Source organism: Pseudomonas sp. MF6751, from assembly GCF_016613265.1.
Taxonomy (GTDB): Bacteria; Pseudomonadota; Gammaproteobacteria; order Pseudomonadales; family Pseudomonadaceae; genus Aquipseudomonas; species Aquipseudomonas fluorescens_BV.
Map to the genome: position 1 here is coordinate 66997 of NZ_JAENSV010000007.1, position 16710 is coordinate 83706.

At 60.7% G+C, this 16710-nt stretch carries 16 protein-coding genes; 10 read left to right on the forward strand and 6 right to left on the reverse strand.

All coding sequences use genetic code 11. The features are described 5' to 3' along the window. Positions 1-23: 23 nt before the first annotated feature. Complete coding sequence (locus tag JJD66_RS08655) at positions 24-776, reverse strand: thioesterase II family protein (RefSeq protein ID WP_020302031.1); 753 nt, start codon at positions 774-776, stop codon at positions 24-26. A 301-nt stretch (positions 777-1077) separates the two neighbouring features. Between JJD66_RS08655 and JJD66_RS08660 the strand changes: the two genes are divergently transcribed. Next, complete coding sequence (locus tag JJD66_RS08660) at positions 1078-1629, forward strand: RNA polymerase factor sigma-70 (protein ID WP_032904207.1); 552 nt, start codon at positions 1078-1080, stop codon at positions 1627-1629. 384 nt (positions 1630-2013) lie between these two features. On the opposite strand, the gene JJD66_RS08665 is transcribed toward JJD66_RS08660, so the two are convergent. Then, positions 2014-2802 (reverse strand): substrate-binding periplasmic protein, encoded by a 789-nt coding sequence (locus JJD66_RS08665; RefSeq protein WP_200647965.1) that lies wholly within the window; start codon positions 2800-2802, stop codon positions 2014-2016. A gap of 92 nt (positions 2803-2894) precedes the next feature. After that, complete coding sequence (locus JJD66_RS08670) at positions 2895-3518, reverse strand: TetR/AcrR family transcriptional regulator (protein WP_034126813.1); 624 nt, start codon at positions 3516-3518, stop codon at positions 2895-2897. A gap of 153 nt (positions 3519-3671) precedes the next feature. Here JJD66_RS08670 and JJD66_RS08675 point away from each other — a divergent pair, with 153 nt between their 5' ends. From JJD66_RS08675 to ppnP, 8 genes are all read left to right on the forward strand, one after another. Continuing rightward, positions 3672-5450 carry an acyclic terpene utilization AtuA family protein gene (locus JJD66_RS08675; RefSeq protein WP_200647966.1) on the forward strand — a complete coding sequence of 593 codons (1779 nt, stop codon included), beginning with the start codon at positions 3672-3674 and terminating at the stop codon, positions 5448-5450. Between the two features lie 12 nt (positions 5451-5462). Then, positions 5463-6335, forward strand: a complete 873-nt coding sequence (locus JJD66_RS08680; protein WP_200647967.1) for an SDR family oxidoreductase — start codon at positions 5463-5465, stop codon at positions 6333-6335. A gap of 4 nt (positions 6336-6339) precedes the next feature. Next, entirely contained in the window at positions 6340-7956 is a 1617-nt protein-coding gene (atuC, locus tag JJD66_RS08685; protein WP_200647968.1) for a geranyl-CoA carboxylase subunit beta, read from the forward strand. A 17-nt stretch (positions 7957-7973) separates the two neighbouring features. Next, a complete protein-coding gene (gene atuD / locus JJD66_RS08690) occupies positions 7974-9131 on the forward strand; it encodes a citronellyl-CoA dehydrogenase (protein ID WP_105227568.1) in 1158 nt (385 codons plus the stop codon). Beyond that, positions 9128-9889, forward strand: coding sequence for an enoyl-CoA hydratase/isomerase family protein (locus tag JJD66_RS08695; RefSeq protein ID WP_200647969.1), 762 nt, complete (start codon positions 9128-9130; stop codon positions 9887-9889). The genes atuD and JJD66_RS08695 overlap by 4 nt, the downstream gene beginning before the upstream one ends. A gap of 109 nt (positions 9890-9998) precedes the next feature. Then, positions 9999-11882 (forward strand): acetyl/propionyl/methylcrotonyl-CoA carboxylase subunit alpha, encoded by a 1884-nt coding sequence (locus JJD66_RS08700; protein WP_200647970.1) that lies wholly within the window; start codon positions 9999-10001, stop codon positions 11880-11882. A 74-nt stretch (positions 11883-11956) separates the two neighbouring features. Further along, entirely contained in the window at positions 11957-12499 is a 543-nt protein-coding gene (locus JJD66_RS08705; protein ID WP_019818536.1) for an exonuclease domain-containing protein, read from the forward strand. Positions 12500-12721: 222 nt separating this feature from the next. Beyond that, a complete protein-coding gene (gene ppnP / locus JJD66_RS08710) occupies positions 12722-13006 on the forward strand; it encodes a pyrimidine/purine nucleoside phosphorylase (RefSeq protein WP_105227574.1) in 285 nt (94 codons plus the stop codon). Between the two features lie 249 nt (positions 13007-13255). Here the strand turns inward: ppnP and JJD66_RS08715 are convergent, their stop codons facing one another. The 3 genes from JJD66_RS08715 to JJD66_RS08725 all read right to left on the reverse strand — a co-directional run bounded on the left by JJD66_RS08715 (position 13256) and on the right by JJD66_RS08725 (position 15574). Continuing rightward, positions 13256-13471 (reverse strand): hypothetical protein, encoded by a 216-nt coding sequence (locus JJD66_RS08715; RefSeq protein WP_158688695.1) that lies wholly within the window; start codon positions 13469-13471, stop codon positions 13256-13258. 322 nt (positions 13472-13793) lie between these two features. Then, a complete protein-coding gene (locus JJD66_RS08720) occupies positions 13794-14600 on the reverse strand; it encodes an MOSC domain-containing protein (protein WP_200647971.1) in 807 nt (268 codons plus the stop codon). A 38-nt stretch (positions 14601-14638) separates the two neighbouring features. Further along, positions 14639-15574, reverse strand: coding sequence for a chemotaxis protein CheV (locus JJD66_RS08725; protein ID WP_034126805.1), 936 nt, complete (start codon positions 15572-15574; stop codon positions 14639-14641). Positions 15575-16121: 547 nt separating this feature from the next. On the opposite strand from JJD66_RS08725, the gene JJD66_RS08730 reads away from it, so the two are divergent. Beyond that, complete coding sequence (locus JJD66_RS08730) at positions 16122-16565, forward strand: hypothetical protein (RefSeq protein WP_198716370.1); 444 nt, start codon at positions 16122-16124, stop codon at positions 16563-16565. Positions 16566-16710 lie beyond the last annotated feature (145 nt).

A 16710-nucleotide genomic window follows, 5' to 3' on the forward strand; every position in this document is an offset into this window, starting at 1 on the left:
GAAATTCGGGAAGTCGGTGGGGTTCAGCCGGCGACGAGCTGGCGCGCCGCGCCAATGCGCCAGCGCGCCAGGTGCTCGTCGGCATAGCGACGCACGCAGCGCAGCACGGCGCTTTCGTGCTGCACGAGGAAGAAGTGATGGCCGTCAAACATGTCCAGGGAAAACCCACTGGCGGCGTCGAGTTGCCAGTCGAGCAACTGGTCGGCACGCACGCTGTCTTGCTTGCCACCGAACACATGGATCGGCAGCGCCAGGGGCTGGCGCTCGCCATAGGTGAAACTGCCGCACAGCAGGAAATCAGCGCGCAGTATCGGCAACATCAGTTGCATCAGCTCGGGGTTGGCCAGGGCTTCTTCGGCGGTGCCCTGCAATTCGCGCAGTCGGGCAATCAGTTGGGCATCGGTCTTTTCGACGGCGTACTCGCTCACATCACGACGCGCCGGGCCCGCCGTGCCGGACGCGAACAACGCCAGGGGCGCGGGCAGATTGCGCGCGTTCAGAGCGTGAGCCAATTCAAACGCCAACAGCCCGCCAAGGCTGTGGCCGAACAAGGCATAAGGGCCATCGAGATCACGGCTGATTTCTTCAGCAAGCTGCGCGGCCAATGCCTTGATATCGCGCTGCAATGGCTCGTCCATGCGCATGCCGCGTCCCGGCAATTCCAGCGGGCACACTTGCAGCCAGTCCGGCAGGACCCGGCGCCAGCGAGCGTAGACCGAGGCGCTGGCGCCTGAGTGGGGCAGGCAAAACAGGCGCAGCCGCAGGGACGTACTCATCCCGCGAGGACTCCGAACTGAAACACGCTGAATGCACGATAAAAACCCATCTGGTCCTCCTGCGGGTGCTGATCCTTGGCCGTTGTACTAACGAACCTGTCACCCATGAGAACGGACGGAGTCTTCAAATAATTAGTCGCCGGGGGCGAGCGAGACGTGGTTCACACCTTTGCCCAAGGCATAAGATTAGTTCGCCTTCTCATTTGACAATCATTATCATTAAGCATAATTTGTTGCCCGATATGTAGGAGGCCTCAGCAGGGATGCCCTCCCCTAACCTATTCGCAGCAAGGTGATTTCCATGACGGAACAAGTATCCACAGGCAGGTGCGATTCACCCCTTCTCCAGGCGTTCGTCGACAATCGACTGATTTTGGTGAAGATCGCGGCCCGTATCACCGGGTGCCGCTCCCGCGCCGAAGACGTGGTGCAGGACGCCTACTTCCGGCTGCAGTCGGCGCCGACCATCACCTCATCGTTCAAGGCCCAACTGAGTTATCTGTTTCAGATCGTGCGCAACCTGGCGATCGATCATTACCGCAAGCAGGCTCTGGAGCTCAAATACTCCGGGACCGAAGAGGAAGGCTTGAATGTGGTTATTCACGGCGCTTCACCGGAAACCTCGCACATCAATTTCAACACCCTGGAAAACATCGCTGACGCCCTGACGCAACTGCCCCAGCGCACCCGCTACGCGTTCGAGATGTACCGCTTGCATGGCGTGCCGCAAAAAGACATCGCCAAGGAACTTGGGGTGTCTCCGACCTTGGTGAACTTCATGATTCGCGATGCGCTGGTGCATTGCCGCAAGGTGTCGGGCAGTCATAGTGATACGTTTGCGCGGCGGGTTTAATGCAGCGCAGACATATGGGGGTAAGGGCTCCACGGTGACTACGATGCAAAGCGAGCCGCTCTTGATCTTGATCTGCTTGTGATCTTGATCTGGCTTTTGATCTTGGGCGCCCCCCCCCCCCCAAATCACTGGCGGATTACGGGCACACCGAGCCTAGGCGAGGTGCCGAGTGGTGGGGCAAGAGCGTTTTGCTTACTTTTGCGCTTTTTGTATGTACACGGTCCAACTGTGTTGACTGTCAGGCCGTCTTCGTAGGCAAGCCAGCTCCCACATTGGATCGCGGGGCATCAGTTATATCTGTGTCGACTGTCAGGCCGCCATCGCAGGCAAGCCAGCTCCCACAGTTGATCCCACTGAGCCCGAAAGATTTTATTTACAAAGACCTCAGGGCAGCGGCGTCACATCAATACGATACGGCTCAAAAATCTTCAGCATCTGGCCACTGTCGCGCAGACGCTTGAGCAATTCGGCAAACGCCGGACCGGTGATCGGCGCCTTTGGTCGCAGCAACGCGTAGTGGTGATAAACCTGGTCAATACGCTCCGACACCAAAAACTGCCCCGCCATGTCTGCGTTGCGCACCATGAAATCACTCAGGTACGAGCGGGTAACCAGCGCAATATCCGCACGCCCACGAGCAACCATCAGCAGATTACTGTCATGGGAATAGGTCAACGTCGCATTGAAACGCTCGGCCATGTTCTTGGGATCGGGATTGAAGTCGGCAAAGGCATAGTGATACCCGCTGAATACCGCCAGGCGCTTACCGGAGAGGTCGGCGAAGTAGCTCTGGTCGCGCCCGGGTTGACGCTGGGCAACGAATATTTCCGCATCTTCCAGCCCCATATCAACACTGGTATGGGCAATATTCTGCCAACCCCAGGACGGGTTTTCGAAGATGGCCATGTCGACCCGGCCTTGCTCGAAGTCACGAAAACGCCGGGGGATTGAGGTAGGCACCACCACAAACTGGTAGTCGGTTTGCGCAGCGTTCAACGCCTCGACCAATTGCGGCAGCAACCCGGTGTCGGCGCCTTGTTCAGGGCGTACGGTGTAGGGCGGAAAATGCGCCGCGCCGATTCTCACCAACTGCGCGGCACCGGCCTGCGTCCACGCGGCGGTGCCCAGTGCCCATAAAGTAAGTCCTGCAGCCAGCCGCCATGGCGAAAACATCGAGGCACGCACCGTTGAAGAGTTCAATGCCGATAAGCTAGGCGTTTTTGCTGGGGGAGACAACTTTCGCCAGCAAATTAATAACTTGCGCCTCAGTCCGACTTCAGCACCATCAACAAAGCCTCTTCGGCCAACTCTTCAAGGGTCAGGCTGCCTTGGGCGCGAAACCAGGTGGTGGTCCAGGACAAGGCGCCAGTGAGGAAGCGCCGGGTGATAAACACATCGCCCCGAATGTAGCCAGCGGCCTTGGCCTCGCCAAGTACCTGCAACCAGATCTGCTCATACACGTCACGCAGGGCCAGCACGTGCGCCTGGCCTTCGGCCGACAGCGAGCGCCATTCGTAGACCAGCACCGCCATGGCCTCGCCACTGCCGCCCATGATCGACTGCAACTCGCAGCGGATCAGCGCCAGCACGCGTTCGCGCACCGTGCTCGCCTCCTCCAGTGAAGCGCGCATCATCGCGGTGTTGTAATGGATGGTTTCCTCCATCACCGCACGCAATATCTCATCCTTGCTCTTGAAGTGATGAAAGATGCTGCCGGACTGGATGCCCACGGCGCTGGCCAGATCTCGCACAGTGGTGCGCTCGAACCCCTTGTTACGAAACAGATGAGCTGCGGTTTGCAGCAACTTGCCGCGGGCGCTCTCGGGGTCGGTCAATTGGCCACCATCGACCATGGTGCGCATCACCCCCAGGGCTTTGTGCTCATCCATGCTGCTCTCCTTCACGTCTACTGTCGTCTTGGCCGGCAATTTAGGCCGTGACTGCCACCCAAGCAAGCGCTTGGGTAAAACTTGTGACTGGAGTTTACAAACCAAGCGCTTGCTTGGTAGTCTCGGCACCAGCCCTTGGAGGAAGGATTTCTCATGAGCAAGACGGTACGTATCGGCTGCGCCAGCGCCTTCTGGGGCGACACATGCACCGCCGCCGCCCAATTGGTGCAGGGCGGTGCCTTGGATTACCTGGTGTTCGATTACCTGGCGGAAGTCACCATGTCGATCCTCGCCGGTGCCCGCCTGAAAGACCCCAAGGCCGGTTACGCCACGGATTTTGTCGAGGTGCTTACGCCCCTGCTGGCGGATATCCAGCGCCAGGGCATCCGGGTGATCAGCAATGCCGGCGGTATCAACCCCCAGGCCTGCGCCGCCGCCCTGCAAGCAGCCTGCGATAACGCCCACATCCCGCTGAAAATCGCCGTGTTGCTCGGCGATGACCTGCACCCTCAACTCAAACAGATGCCGACTGTCACCGACCTGTACAACGGCGCCCCGCTGCCGCCCCTGTGCGTGTCCGCCAACGCCTACCTCGGCGCACCGGGCATTGCCCAGGCATTGGAGCTCGGCGCCGATATTGTCATCACCGGCCGGGTGGTCGACAGCGCAGTGGTCAGCGCGGCACTGGTGCATGAATTCAATTGGTCATGGCAGGACTACGATCACCTGGCCCAGGCCGCCCTGGCCGGGCATATCATCGAATGCGGCGCCCAATGCACCGGCGGTAACTTCACCGACTGGCGTGACGTGCCCGACTACGAACACATCGGCTTCCCTATCGTCGAAGTCAGCGCCGACGGCCAGTTCACCGTCAACAAGGTCGAAGGCAGCGGCGGGCTGATCAGCGAACTCAGCGTGGCCGAACAACTGCTGTATGAAATCGGTGACCCGCGCGCCTATGTGCTGCCGGACGTGATCTGCGATTTCAGCCAGGTCAAACTGCAGCAACAAGGCAAACACGCGGTGCGCCTGCACGGCGCCAAGGGCCTGCCACCCACCGACCAGTACAAGGTCAGCGCCACTTACCCCGATGGCTTTCGCTGCACCGCCAGTTGCCTGCTCGCTGGCATCGACGCGGTGGCCAAGGCCGAGCGGGTCAGCCAGGCGCTCATCAACAAGACTTCGGAGCTGTTCAGCCAGCGCGGCTGGGCGCCCTACACCGACGTCGATATCGAACTGCTCGGCAGCGAAGCCACCTACGGCGCCCACGCCCGGCGTGCGGATTGCCGTGAAGTGGTGGTGAAGCTGGCGGTGCGGCACCCGAGCAAGCAGGCGCTGGTGCTGTTCGCCCGCGAGATCGCCCAGGCGGCAACCGGCATGGCACCGGGCCTGACCGGCATTGTCGGCGGGCGGCCGACGGTGTATCCGCTGATTCGGCTGTTTTCGTTCCTGGTCGACAAATCACGGTGTAGCGTCGCCATCGAGTACCAAGGCCAACGTTATGCCGTCGAGCTGCCCGCCTCCGCGCCTCTGCTCACTCCGGATGTACCCATCGAGCCGGCCAAGCCCCAGGGCCGTGCCGACGCCAGCGTACCGCTGGTGAAACTCGCCGTGGCGCGCTCAGGTGACAAGGGCAACCACAGCAATATTGGCGTGATCGCCCGCCACCCCGACTACCTGCCGTGGATCGCCGAAGCCCTGACCCCGGAGGTGATCGTCGACTGGATGGACCACGTGCTCGACCCGATCCATGGCCGCGTCGAGCGCTGGTACTTGCCCGGCAGCCACAGCCTGAATTTCCTGCTGGAGAATGCCCTGGGCGGCGGCGGTATCGCCAGCCTGCGCATCGACCCGCAAGGCAAGGCCTTCGCTCAGCAACTGCTGGAAATCCCCATCGCCGTACCGCAGCACATTGCCGACCAACTCACCTAAAGGACCGTTGCCGTGGCCTTCGACTCGATCTTCAAAGCCGACCTGTTCAAGGGGCAAACCGTGATTGTCACCGGAGGCGGCAGTGGCATTGGCCGCTGCACCGCCCATGAGCTGGCGGCCCTTGGTGCGCGCTTGATCCTGGTGGGGCGCAAGCCAGAAAAACTACAGAAGGTCGCGGCGGAAATTGCTGAAGATGGCGGCGTCGCCCATTGGCATGCCTGTGACATTCGTGGGGAAGAGGCGGTGAAAGCGCTGGTCACGCAGATCCTGCACGACCATGGCCCCATCCATGGGCTGGTGAATAACGCTGGCGGCCAATACCCGTCGCCACTGGCCGCGATCAATCAGAAGGGCTTTGAAACCGTACTGCGCACCAACCTGGTGGGCGGTTTCCTGATGGCGCGGGAAGTGTTCAACCAGTCGATGAGCAAGCACGGTGGCGCGATCGTCAACATGCTCGCCGACATGTGGGGCGGCATGCCCGGCATGGGCCACTCCGGCGCGGCGCGCTCCGGGATGGACAACTTCACCAAGACCGCCGCGTTTGAGTGGGGCTATGCCGGGGTGCGCGTCAACGCCGTGGCGCCTGGTTGGATTGCCTCCAGCGGCATGGACACCTACGAAGGCGCCTTCAAGGCGGTGATTCCCACCCTGCGTGAGCATGTGCCGCTCAAGCGCATCGGCACCGAGTCGGAAGTCAGCGCGGCCATCGTCTTCCTGCTCAGCCCGGCTGCGGCCTTTATCAGCGGTAGCACCCTGCGCATCGACGGCGCCGCCAGCCTGGGCAGCCGCGCATGGCCGCTGCACAAGGCGCAGGCGCCAAGCGAGCCGTTCAACGGGTTCCACCGCGCCTACCTGCCGGATGTGCTCAAGGCGGAGCAATAACGCCATGCCAGTCATTGAAACCATGATCGACCCTAACAGCCCAGCGTTCGCGCAAAACCGTGACGCCATGCTGGCCACCATCGCCCAGTTGCGCCAGCTGGAACACACCCTGCTGGCCAAGGCCCAGGAAGCCAAGCCCAAGTTCGACAAGCGCGGCCAATTGCTGCCCCGTGAGCGTCTCAACCTGCTGCTGGACCCTGGAGCGCCTTTCCTGGAGCTGGCCAGTCTGGCCGGCTACAAACTCCACGACGACAAGGACGGTAGCGCCGCCGGTGGCGGGCTGATCGCCGGCATCGGCTATGTCAGCGGCGTGCGCATGCTGGTGGTGGCCAACAACAGCGCGATCAAGGGCGGCACCATTTCCCCCTCCGGGCTGAAAAAATCCCTGCGCCTGCAACAGATCGCCATGGAGAACAAACTGCCAGTGGTGACCCTCGCCGAGAGCGGCGGCGCCAACCTCAACTACGCTGCCGAGATTTTCGTCGAAGGCGCGCGCAGCTTTGCCAACCAGGCACGCATGTCCGCCATGGGCTTGCCGCAGATCACCGTGGTGCACGGCTCGGCCACGGCCGGTGGTGCGTATCAGCCGGGCTTGTCGGATTACGTGGTGGTGGTGCGCGGCAAGGCCAAGCTGTTCCTCGCCGGGCCACCGTTGCTCAAGGCCGCCACCGGCGAAGTCGCCACCGATGAAGAGCTGGGGGGCGCGCAGATGCACGCGCAAACCGCCGGCACCGCTGAGTACCTGGCCCAAGACGATGCCGACGGCGTGCGCATCGTGCGTGAAATTGTAGGCCTGCTGCCCTGGAATGACCGTTTGCCGCACGTGCCACAACGCGCTTATCGCGAACCGCTGTATCCGATTGAAGAGCTGTTGGGGCTGATTCCCGATGACCCGAAAAAGCCCTATGACGTGCGCGAGATCCTGGCGCGCCTGGCCGACGGTTCCAACCTGCTGGAATTCAAGGGCGAGTTCGATCCCCACACCGTCTGCGCCCATCTGCATATCCAGGGGCGCGCCGTGGGAGTGATCGGCAATAACGGCCCCATCACGCCGAAGGGCGCGAGCAAGGCCGCGCAGTTTATCCAGCTGTGCGACCAGAGCCGCACGCCGCTGCTGTTCTTGCACAACACCACCGGCTTCATGGTGGGCACCGAGTCGGAACAGCAAGGGGTGATCAAGCACGGCGCGAAGATGATCCAGGCGGTGGCCAATGCCCGTGTGCCTAAACTCACCATCGTGGTCGGGGGTTCCTACGGTGCAGGCAACTACGCCATGTGCGGTCGCGGCCTGGACCCCCGCTTTATCTTCGCCTGGCCCAACAGCCGCACCGCGGTGATGGGCGGCGCACAAGCGGGCAAGGTGCTGCGCATTGTCACCGAGGCCAAGCAACTCAAGGACGGCCTGGTGCCCGACCCCAAGGTGCTCGACATGCTCGAACAGGTCACCGCGCAGAAGCTCGACAGCCAGTCCACCGCCCTCTACGGCAGCGCCAACCTGTGGGACGACGGGCTGATTGACCCACGGGATACCCGCACCTTGCTCGGATTTTTGCTGGATATCTGTCACGAAGCAGAACTGCGGCAACTGCAACCGAACAGCTTTGGTGTGGCGCGGTTCTAATCAGGAGAACAATAAAAATGATCTTCACCCAGGAACACCAGGAACTGCGCCGCACCGTGCGCGCCTTCGTCGACCGCGAGATCAACCCGCACGTAGATGAATGGGAAAAAGCCGGGCGCTTCCCCATTCACGAAATCTTCCGCAAGGCCGGCGACCTCGGCCTGCTGGGCATCTCCAAACCGGAAAAATTCGGCGGCATGGGCCTGGACTACAGCTACTCCATTGTCGCCGCCGAAGAGTTCGGCACCATCCGCTGCGGCGGCATCCCCATGTCCATCGGCGTGCAGACCGATATGTGCACCCCGGCCCTGGCGCGCTTCGGCTCCGATGAACTGCGCGAAGAGTTCCTGCGCCCGGCCATCAGCGGCGAACAAGTGGGCTGCATCGGCGTCTCGGAAACCGGCGCCGGCTCCGACGTGGCCGGGCTCAAGACCCATGCGCGCAAGGACGGTGATGACTACGTGATCAATGGCAGCAAGATGTGGATCACCAATTCGCCCAGCGCTGACTTCATCTGCCTGCTGGCCAACACCTCGGACGACAAGCCGCACATCAACAAATCCCTGATCATGGTGCCGATGAACAGCCCCGGCATCAGCGTCAGCCCGCCGTTGGAAAAACTCGGCATGCACAGCTCCGAGACCGCCCAGGTGTTTTTCGACGGCGTGCGCGTACCGCAACGCAACCGCATCGGCCACGAAGGCGCGGGCTTCATGATGCAGATGTTGCAGTTTCAGGAAGAACGCCTGTTTGGCGCGGCCAATATGATCAAGGGCCTGGAGTACTGCATCGACAGCACCATTGAATACTGCAAAGAGCGCCAGACGTTCGGCAAGGCGTTGATCGACAACCAGGTGATCCACTTCCGCCTGGCGGAACTGGCCACCGAAATCGAATGCCTGCGCGCCTTGGTCTACCAGGCCACCGAGCAGTACATCAAGGGCCAGGACGTCACGCGGCTGGCCTCCATGGCTAAACTCAAGGCCGGGCGCCTGGGCCGTGAGGTCAGCGACAGTTGCCTGCAATATTGGGGCGGCATGGGCTTCATGTGGGACAACCCGGTAGCCCGCGCCTATCGCGACGTGCGCCTGGTCTCGATTGGCGGCGGTGCCGACGAAATCATGCTGGGCATCATCTGCAAACTGATGGGCACCCTGCCCGGTAAAAAGCCATGAACACCTTGCTGCTAGAAGCCCACAACGGCGTGCTGCATATCACCCTCAACCGGCCCGAATGCCGCAATGCAATGAGCCTTGAAATGGTCAATGAGCTGCGTGCGGTACTGGCGCAGTTGGACAGCCAGGTGCGCGCCGTGGTGATCAGCGGCGCGGGCGGGCATTTTTGCGCGGGGGCCGATGTGAAGGATCTGGTCAGCGCGGGGGATCAACTGCAAGCGTTGAACCGCGCATTTGGCACCTTGCTGCAAGAGGTGCAGGCACTGGCACCCGTGGTGATCGCGGTGCTGCAAGGCGCGGTGCTGGGCGGTGGGTTCGGGCTGGCGTGCGTGAGTGATGTTGCGATTGCAGAGGGCCAGGCGCAGTTCGGCTTGCCCGAGACCCGCTTGGGGTTGTTGCCGGCACAGATTGCGCCGTTTGTGGTCAAGCGTATTGGCCTTACTCACACGCGGCGCCTGGCGCTGACGGCGGCGCGGTTTGATGGGGTGGAGGCTGGACGGCTGGGAGTGGTGCATTTTGTCGAGCACGACGCCCAGGCATTGGCGCAGCGGGTGGATGAGGTATTGGGGCAGGTGTTGCAGTGTGCGCCGGGGGCGAACGCACGGACTAAAGCGCTGTTGCTGGCCAGTGTGGATGAGCCCCTTGAGGCCGTGCTGGATCGCGGGGCGCAGTGGTTTGCCGAGGCGGTGAGGAGTGAAGAAGGGGTTGAGGGGACGCAGGCGTTTGTGCAGAAGCGAAAGCCGAGTTGGTCTCGATGACGCCATCGCAGGCAAGCCAGCTCCCACAGGGGAACACATTTCAAATGTGGGAGCTGGCTTGCCTGCGAAGAGGCCCCAACACACGCCACATTCATCAAGGGATAACCCAATGCCCGCATTCACCAAGATCCTGATCGCCAACCGCGGTGAAATCGCCTGCCGCATCCAGCGCACTGCCCAGGCCCTCGGCTACCGCACCGTGGCCGTGTACAGCGACGCGGATACCGACGCCCTGCACGTGCAGATGGCCGACGAAGCCGTACACATCGGCCCGGCGCCCGTATACCAGTCCTACCTGAACACAGAGGCCATCCTTGCCGCCGCCCAACTGACCGGCGCCGACGCCATTCACCCCGGCTACGGCTTCCTCTCGGAAAACCCCGACTTCGCCCGCGCCTGCCAGCAGGCCACGCTCACCTTCATCGGCCCCAGCGCCGAGGCGATCGAACTAATGGGCAGCAAACGCCTGTCCAAACTCGCCATGCTCGACGCCGGCGTACCTTGCATCGCCGGCTACCAAGGCAGTGCCCAGGACGATGCCACCCTGCAACAGGAAGCCGAACGCATCGGCTTCCCGCTGATGGTCAAGGCCAGCGCCGGCGGCGGTGGGCGTGGCATGCGCCTGGTGCACCAGCGCGAACAGCTGCTGGAGCAATTGCGCACCGCACGCTCGGAAGCCATGAATGCGTTCGGCAGCGACGAGTTGATCCTCGAACAGGCGCTGATCGACCCGCGCCACGTGGAAGTGCAACTGTTCGGCGACAGCCATGGCAACCTGATTTACCTCGGCGAACGCGACTGTTCGATCCAGCGCCGCCATCAGAAAGTCATTGAAGAAGCGCCCTGCCCCGTGATGACGCCCAATCTGCGCCAGGCCATGGGCGAAGCCGCGCTCAAGGCCGGGCGGGCGGTGAACTATGTGGGTGCCGGCACCGTGGAGTTTCTGCTCGACCGCAGCGGCCAGTTTTATTTCCTGGAAATGAACACGCGCCTGCAAGTCGAACACCCCGTCACCGAGATGATTACCGGCCTCGACCTGGTGGACTGGCAGTTGCAGATCGCCGCCGGCCAACCGCTGCCACTCACCCAATCACAGGTGACCCTGACCGGCCACGCCATGGAAGTACGCCTGTACGCCGAAGACCCGGCCCAGGGCTTCCTGCCGCAAACCGGTGACGTGTTGCGTTGGGAACCAGCCCCCGGCGTACGCATCGACCATGGATTGCTTGAAGGCCAAACCGTCAGCCCGTTCTACGACCCGATGCTGGGCAAGATCATCGCCCACGGCGCCAGTCGCGAAGAAGCCCGGCGAAAACTGCTACGGGCCGTGGAAGACAGCGTATTGCTGGGCGTGGCGACCAACCAGCGTTTGCTCATCGACCTGCTCAAGCACCCGGACTTTATCAACGGCGACTTCAGCACGGGCTTGATCGCCGAACACTTCAGCGTCATCCCACAGCACACGGCGACCGCTGAACAGCTCAAGCTGGCCGCCGCGCTGTTTTATCAACACAGCGCCAACCAGCACACCCAAACACTTGCGCGCTGGCGCAATACGGCGAGTGTCCCCGTAACGTACCGTCTGGAGGCCAATGGACAACTCCACAGCGTCAGCGTTGACGACCTGCAACTCACCACCGACGGCCGCCACGCCAGCCTGGTCATCAAGGGGGTCCGCCGCCGCATCGCTTATCACCTGGACGGCAACCGGCTATGGCTACCAGGGCTGACTGTCACAGACCGCACCCAGCAAGTCGCCAGCCGCCAGGCCGACGCCAGCAGCGGCACGGTCCAGGCGCCCATGGACGGCGCCATCGTCGATATACGGGTGTGCGTCGGTGAGACCGTCAGCAAAGGCCAACTGTTGCTGGTGCTCGAAGCGATGAAAATGGAGCACCCGTTGAAGGCCGGCATCGATGGCACCGTCAAGGAGATGCGCGTCATAACGGGCGATCAGGTGCGCAACCGTCAGGTTTTGCTGGAGATCGAATAACGCCCCTAGGCGGAACTACAGGGCCGGGCTACGCTCTATCCCCATCAGGAAGGGACGAGTACGGGAACCTGCACATGCCTCATTGGCTGATTATTGACCTTGAAGCCACAACGGATGACGGCGGCTGGCCCGTGACAGAGATGGAAGTCATCGAGATCGGCGCCAGCCTGGTCAACCGCCAGGGCCGCGAACTGGACCACTTTCAGCGCTTTGTGCGGCCCTTGCGGCGGCCATTGCTGACACCCTTTTGCCGCAAACTCACCCATATCACTCAGGCCAATATCGACATGGCCGCGCCGATCACCGAGGTGTGGCCGCTGTTCGAGCGCTGGCTGGGCCAACATCAGCCACGCCTGGAAGGCTGGGCCAGCTGGGGTGACTATGATCGCGTGCAGCTTGAGCTGGAGTGGCAGCGCCATGGCCTCGCCAGCGCCTTGGGCGACACGCCGCATGTGAACCTCAAGCAACGCTTTGCCAAGGCCCGGCGCCTGGACAAGCCGCTGGGGCTCAATGGTGCGCTGCAATTGGCCGGAATGCAGTTCAATGGCCAGCAGCATCGCGCCCTGGAGGATGCACGCAACACCGCGCGCCTGCTGCCACTGATTTTGCCGGTCTAGGCAGCGCTTGCAGCCTTGGGCATACTGGCCAACCAATTTCCTTTGATGCTGCCCACCTGCACCAACGAAATCCTGTGGCGAGCAAGCTTGCTTGCGCTGGGGTGCGAAGCGCCCCCAAAAAACGGGGACTGCTACGCAGTCAACGGGAGCAAGCTCCCTCGCCACAGAAGCCCGCGCCTGCAGTGATGAGCGTAAGCATCCATCTTTTCCGAGGATCCACCCATGTTCAAAGTCAACGAGTACTTCGACGGCACCGTCAAGTCGATCGCTTTCGGCACCGCAGAAGGGCCGGCGACCATCGGCGTGATGGCTCCCGGTGAATACGAATTCGGCACCGCCCAACGTGAAATCATGCACGTTGTCTCCGGCGCCCTGACCGTGAAGCTGCCCGACAGCAGCGACTGGGAAACCTTCGCTGCCGGTAGCCAGTTCAACGTACCGGCCAACAGCAAGTTTCAACTCAAAGTGACGGTCGATACCGCTTACTTGTGCGAATACCGTGGCTAAATCTTTAATTTCGCAAAAAATACTTCCCTAACCTGGTTCAGCATGCCGAGCTGGGCGGGAGCAGGTTCTGCCGAGAGTATCCTTTGCGATCGTTCATGTTCGCACTCAGTCGCGCGACTGGGCGCAATGAAATCCTGAAACGCGGTACCCACTCCAAGAACGACAAATAGCCGGAAAATATCCGGCTATTTTCGAATATCCTGGCTGGACAACTCTTTAACCAAACCTACTAACTTATGCAGCTCGCCATCAACGAACTTCATGGCGGGAAGGCACAAAATTAGGATTGGCTCGCTCCTCATAAAAAATGGTGGCCGCGTGAGTAGCTGGACGCAGTTCCACCTTTGATATGTCATAGAAACAGACGGGATTGTTTTGATTAAATCCTTTTATGGCCAGAAATTTCGCACGTGCGGCACTTTCGGTCACGTCATCTCTCGGCAACTCTACGATAAATTCCATCATTCACTCTCCTGATATCCATCGCCCAGTTGAGATAACAGGGCTACCGGGATATTCCCACTTGGCTTGGAGTGCTTAAACTGTCAGATTTGACAGGTTTCTAGATTCATTCGTCATAGTGCCGGGCATTTTGATGACTACTGATAAGGGGTGTGGCGAACAGATTGATTGGGGCTGAGCACTCCCGTCAGGCACGCCCCTGCTGATCAACCGCTGGGAGTGATCTGTAACAGAGACATATTCCCACTGCACAACATACTTTCCTATAAGGATTAGGGGGGGCCAAGAGCGTCGATCTTGCTCTCCTGCTGCGAGACGGGCTTTTTTATTCCAGCACCGTTACCGGCATGCCGACTTCCAGGCGCCCGATGCCATCGTTGACCAGGTTCTGGCCGAACATCGCGCCCTTTTCAGTCTTGCGGTAGGTTTCCAGCGTCGCGAAAGGCTCGCGGTCGGGGCTGCGCTCACCGGTCTGGGGGTCGACGGTAGTGAGGATGCACCGCGAGCACGGCTTGACCACCCGAAACTCTACGCTGCCGATGCGCAAGCGCTTCCAGCCGTCTTCGGCGAAAGCCTCGGCGCCTTCGATGATCAGGTTGGGACGAAAACGCAGCATCTCCATCGGGCGGCCGATTTTTTCACACAAGTCGTCGAGGGAGCCCTGGCCGATCAACAGCAACGGGTAGCCGTCAGCGAAGCCGACCTTGTCGTCATCCTTGCCATACCCGGCTTCGGTGGTGCGCGCACGTTCCAGGGGCAGTTGCACCAGGCGCGTCGGCTTGCCAATGAATGCGCTGACCCAGGCCGCGGCCTCATCGCCAGCATCCGGCACACGCAGGGTGTCGCGCCAGATGGTCACACCACGCAGTTCGCTGGCGCTGCCCGGCAATTCCACATCCAATGGCGCGTAGCCCGGCGAACTCAGGGTCAGGCCCCCGCTGCTGTTCCACAACGCCGAGAGCTGGCTCATCTTCGCCACGGCCCGCTGCGTCAGGAACCGCCCGCTGGCTTCATCCACCAGCATCCAGCGTCGATCCCCGTCCAACCCGAGTTTATCCAGGCCAATCTGCTGCAAGGCTTCAGCCTTGCCGGACTTCAAGGGGTAACGGTACAACGCGCTGAGACGCAGCATGGGCCTGCCTTCCTAGGAAACAAAGTGTCATCCTAAAGTCAGGCGGGCATTTCGTCCAACATCAGTCGCTGGCGCACCACGTCCACCAGCTTGTCCGGCTGGAATTTGGAGAGGAAATTGTCGCAGCCGACCTTCTTGACCATCGAGTCATTGAAGCTGCCCGACAGCGAAGTGTGCATCACCACGTACAGACCACGCAGGCGCGGGTCGTTGCGGATTTCGGTAGTGAGACGGTAGCCATCCATCTCGGGCATTTCGGCGTCGGTGAAGATCATCAGCAGTTTGTCGGTCATCACCTGGCCGCTGTCGGCCCAGGCCTTGAGCATGTTCAGTGCCTTGAGGCCGTCGCTGGCGACGTGCATCTTCACGCCCAACTGGCCCAGGGTGTCACGCAGCTGCGACAACGCCACGTTGGAATCATCCACCAGCAGCACTTCGCGGCCACGGGCACGCTCCAGCACCGGGTCTTCAAGTTTGTCCCGGGAGACCTTGGCGTTGTAGGGCACGATCTCGGCGAGGACTTTTTCCACGTCGATGATTTCCACCAGTTGCTCATCGACCTTGCTGATGGCGGTGAGGTAGTGCTGGCGACCGGCGCTGGTCGGCGGCGGCAGGATGGCTTCCCAGTTCATGTTGACGATGCGGTCGACGCCGCCCACCAGGAACGCCTGCACCGAGCGATTATATTCGGTGACGATAATGGTGCTGTTGGGTCCCGGCACCAAAGGACGCATGCCGATGGCCTGGGACAGGTCGATCACCGGCAGGGTCTGGCCACGCAGGTTGACCACCCCGCACACGAACGGGTGGCGCTGGGGCATCAGGGTCAGCTTGGGCAACTGCAGCACTTCCTGCACTTTGAACACGTTGATCGCGAACAACTGCCGTCCGAAGAGGCGGAACATGAGAATTTCCAGGCGATTCTCACCCACCAATTGCGTGCGTTGATCTACCGTGTCGAGAATGCCGGCCATTAAAAACTCCTGGTGTACACGCCGCAGGCGCGTGAAAGGGTGTGCAGCTGTATAAGCACGTTATCGGCGGCAAGCGCCGGACCTTGACCCCAATAAAATGCCATGCAAATTCATTGATGTCACACTGACATCATGCTTTACTTCGTGCGCCCTTGATGCTCTTTCAAACCGCCTTGCGCGACAGTCGAATTGACGTGCAGTTCCACCACATAGGGGATTCCCCTATGCGCAATCAGGCCCAACCTGATATTCGCGATATCTAATAGCCATTAATGTGACGCCATTCTCATTGCATGAATGGAGTCAGGCTTTTGTTTGCCAACCCAAGCCCTTGGTCTACGGGCCTTTCAGGCACTCACGTATCGGCAACTGAAGTTGCGTCATCCCGCCTAACAGCGGCTAAAGGCGGCATTCGTGAGCTTTTCAATAAACGTCCTACTGGATTATCGGAAGCAACCTACACGCCCCAGTCGTATTTCAGCGCTAGTTTTAAGCCATTCACCCGGTGCGACATCTCATCACCCGACCTTAAGTTGTGGAGACTTGCATGATGAATAGCGCGAACGAATGGCAAACCGCGCTTCCCGAGTTTTTGCTGGAAGCCGAAATGCTGCTGGCCAAGTCCGAGGAATGCCTGAACCACCTGCATTTGATCCGCAATGACAGCGACGCCATCGACTGCATGAAAAACAGCCTGGCCAAACTGGCAGAAAAAGCCGATGGCCTGGCCTTGCAGGCGATCAGCGAGTTCTCCCGGCATATTCAATACCTGATCGCCAATGCCGTGAGCCCGGTGCAACTGCATGACCAGGCCCTGGATGCGTTGCACGACTGCCTGAGGCTACTGGCTTGGCAACTGGAGCTGATTGACATCCGTACCGGGGAACTGGGCCTGGATGACAGTGAGCAAACTTCGCTGATTGCAACGGTGACCTCGCAGATTCCGCAAAAAGACTACGGCCATCACCAGCGTCTACAGCAGAGGTCTTAAAGCCAGGAAAGGTCGTATTTAATACCCGCGTTATCTAAAAGCGACCGTTTAAGGCAAAGATGAAACACTTCTAGAGGCTAAAGAAATATCAATTAGCCAGCACCTTAAAAATTGTACAAATCAGTCTAACTAATACAACTCAAGA

Excerpts from the sequence above, each read along its gene's own strand:
- JJD66_RS08715 (WP_158688695.1), bottom strand. The coding sequence starts at position 13,471 with ATGATGGAATTTATCGTAGAGTTGCCGAGAGATGACGTGACCGAAAGT.
- ppnP (WP_105227574.1), top strand. The coding sequence starts at position 12,722 with ATGTTCAAAGTCAACGAGTACTTCGACGGCACCGTCAAGTCGATCGCT.
- JJD66_RS08660 (WP_032904207.1), top strand. The coding sequence starts at position 1,078 with ATGACGGAACAAGTATCCACAGGCAGGTGCGATTCACCCCTTCTCCAG.
- JJD66_RS08720 (WP_200647971.1), bottom strand. The coding sequence starts at position 14,600 with ATGCTGCGTCTCAGCGCGTTGTACCGTTACCCCTTGAAGTCCGGCAAG.
- JJD66_RS08670 (WP_034126813.1), bottom strand. The coding sequence starts at position 3,518 with ATGGATGAGCACAAAGCCCTGGGGGTGATGCGCACCATGGTCGATGGT.
- JJD66_RS08675 (WP_200647966.1), top strand. The coding sequence starts at position 3,672 with ATGAGCAAGACGGTACGTATCGGCTGCGCCAGCGCCTTCTGGGGCGAC.
- JJD66_RS08700 (WP_200647970.1), top strand. The coding sequence starts at position 9,999 with ATGCCCGCATTCACCAAGATCCTGATCGCCAACCGCGGTGAAATCGCC.
- JJD66_RS08705 (WP_019818536.1), top strand. The coding sequence starts at position 11,957 with ATGCCTCATTGGCTGATTATTGACCTTGAAGCCACAACGGATGACGGC.
- JJD66_RS08665 (WP_200647965.1), bottom strand. The coding sequence starts at position 2,802 with ATGTTTTCGCCATGGCGGCTGGCTGCAGGACTTACTTTATGGGCACTG.
- atuC (WP_200647968.1), top strand. The coding sequence starts at position 6,340 with ATGCCAGTCATTGAAACCATGATCGACCCTAACAGCCCAGCGTTCGCG.
- JJD66_RS08730 (WP_198716370.1), top strand. The coding sequence starts at position 16,122 with ATGATGAATAGCGCGAACGAATGGCAAACCGCGCTTCCCGAGTTTTTG.
- JJD66_RS08655 (WP_020302031.1), bottom strand. The coding sequence starts at position 776 with ATGAGTACGTCCCTGCGGCTGCGCCTGTTTTGCCTGCCCCACTCAGGC.
- JJD66_RS08695 (WP_200647969.1), top strand. The coding sequence starts at position 9,128 with ATGAACACCTTGCTGCTAGAAGCCCACAACGGCGTGCTGCATATCACC.
- JJD66_RS08725 (WP_034126805.1), bottom strand. The coding sequence starts at position 15,574 with ATGGCCGGCATTCTCGACACGGTAGATCAACGCACGCAATTGGTGGGT.
- atuD (WP_105227568.1), top strand. The coding sequence starts at position 7,974 with ATGATCTTCACCCAGGAACACCAGGAACTGCGCCGCACCGTGCGCGCC.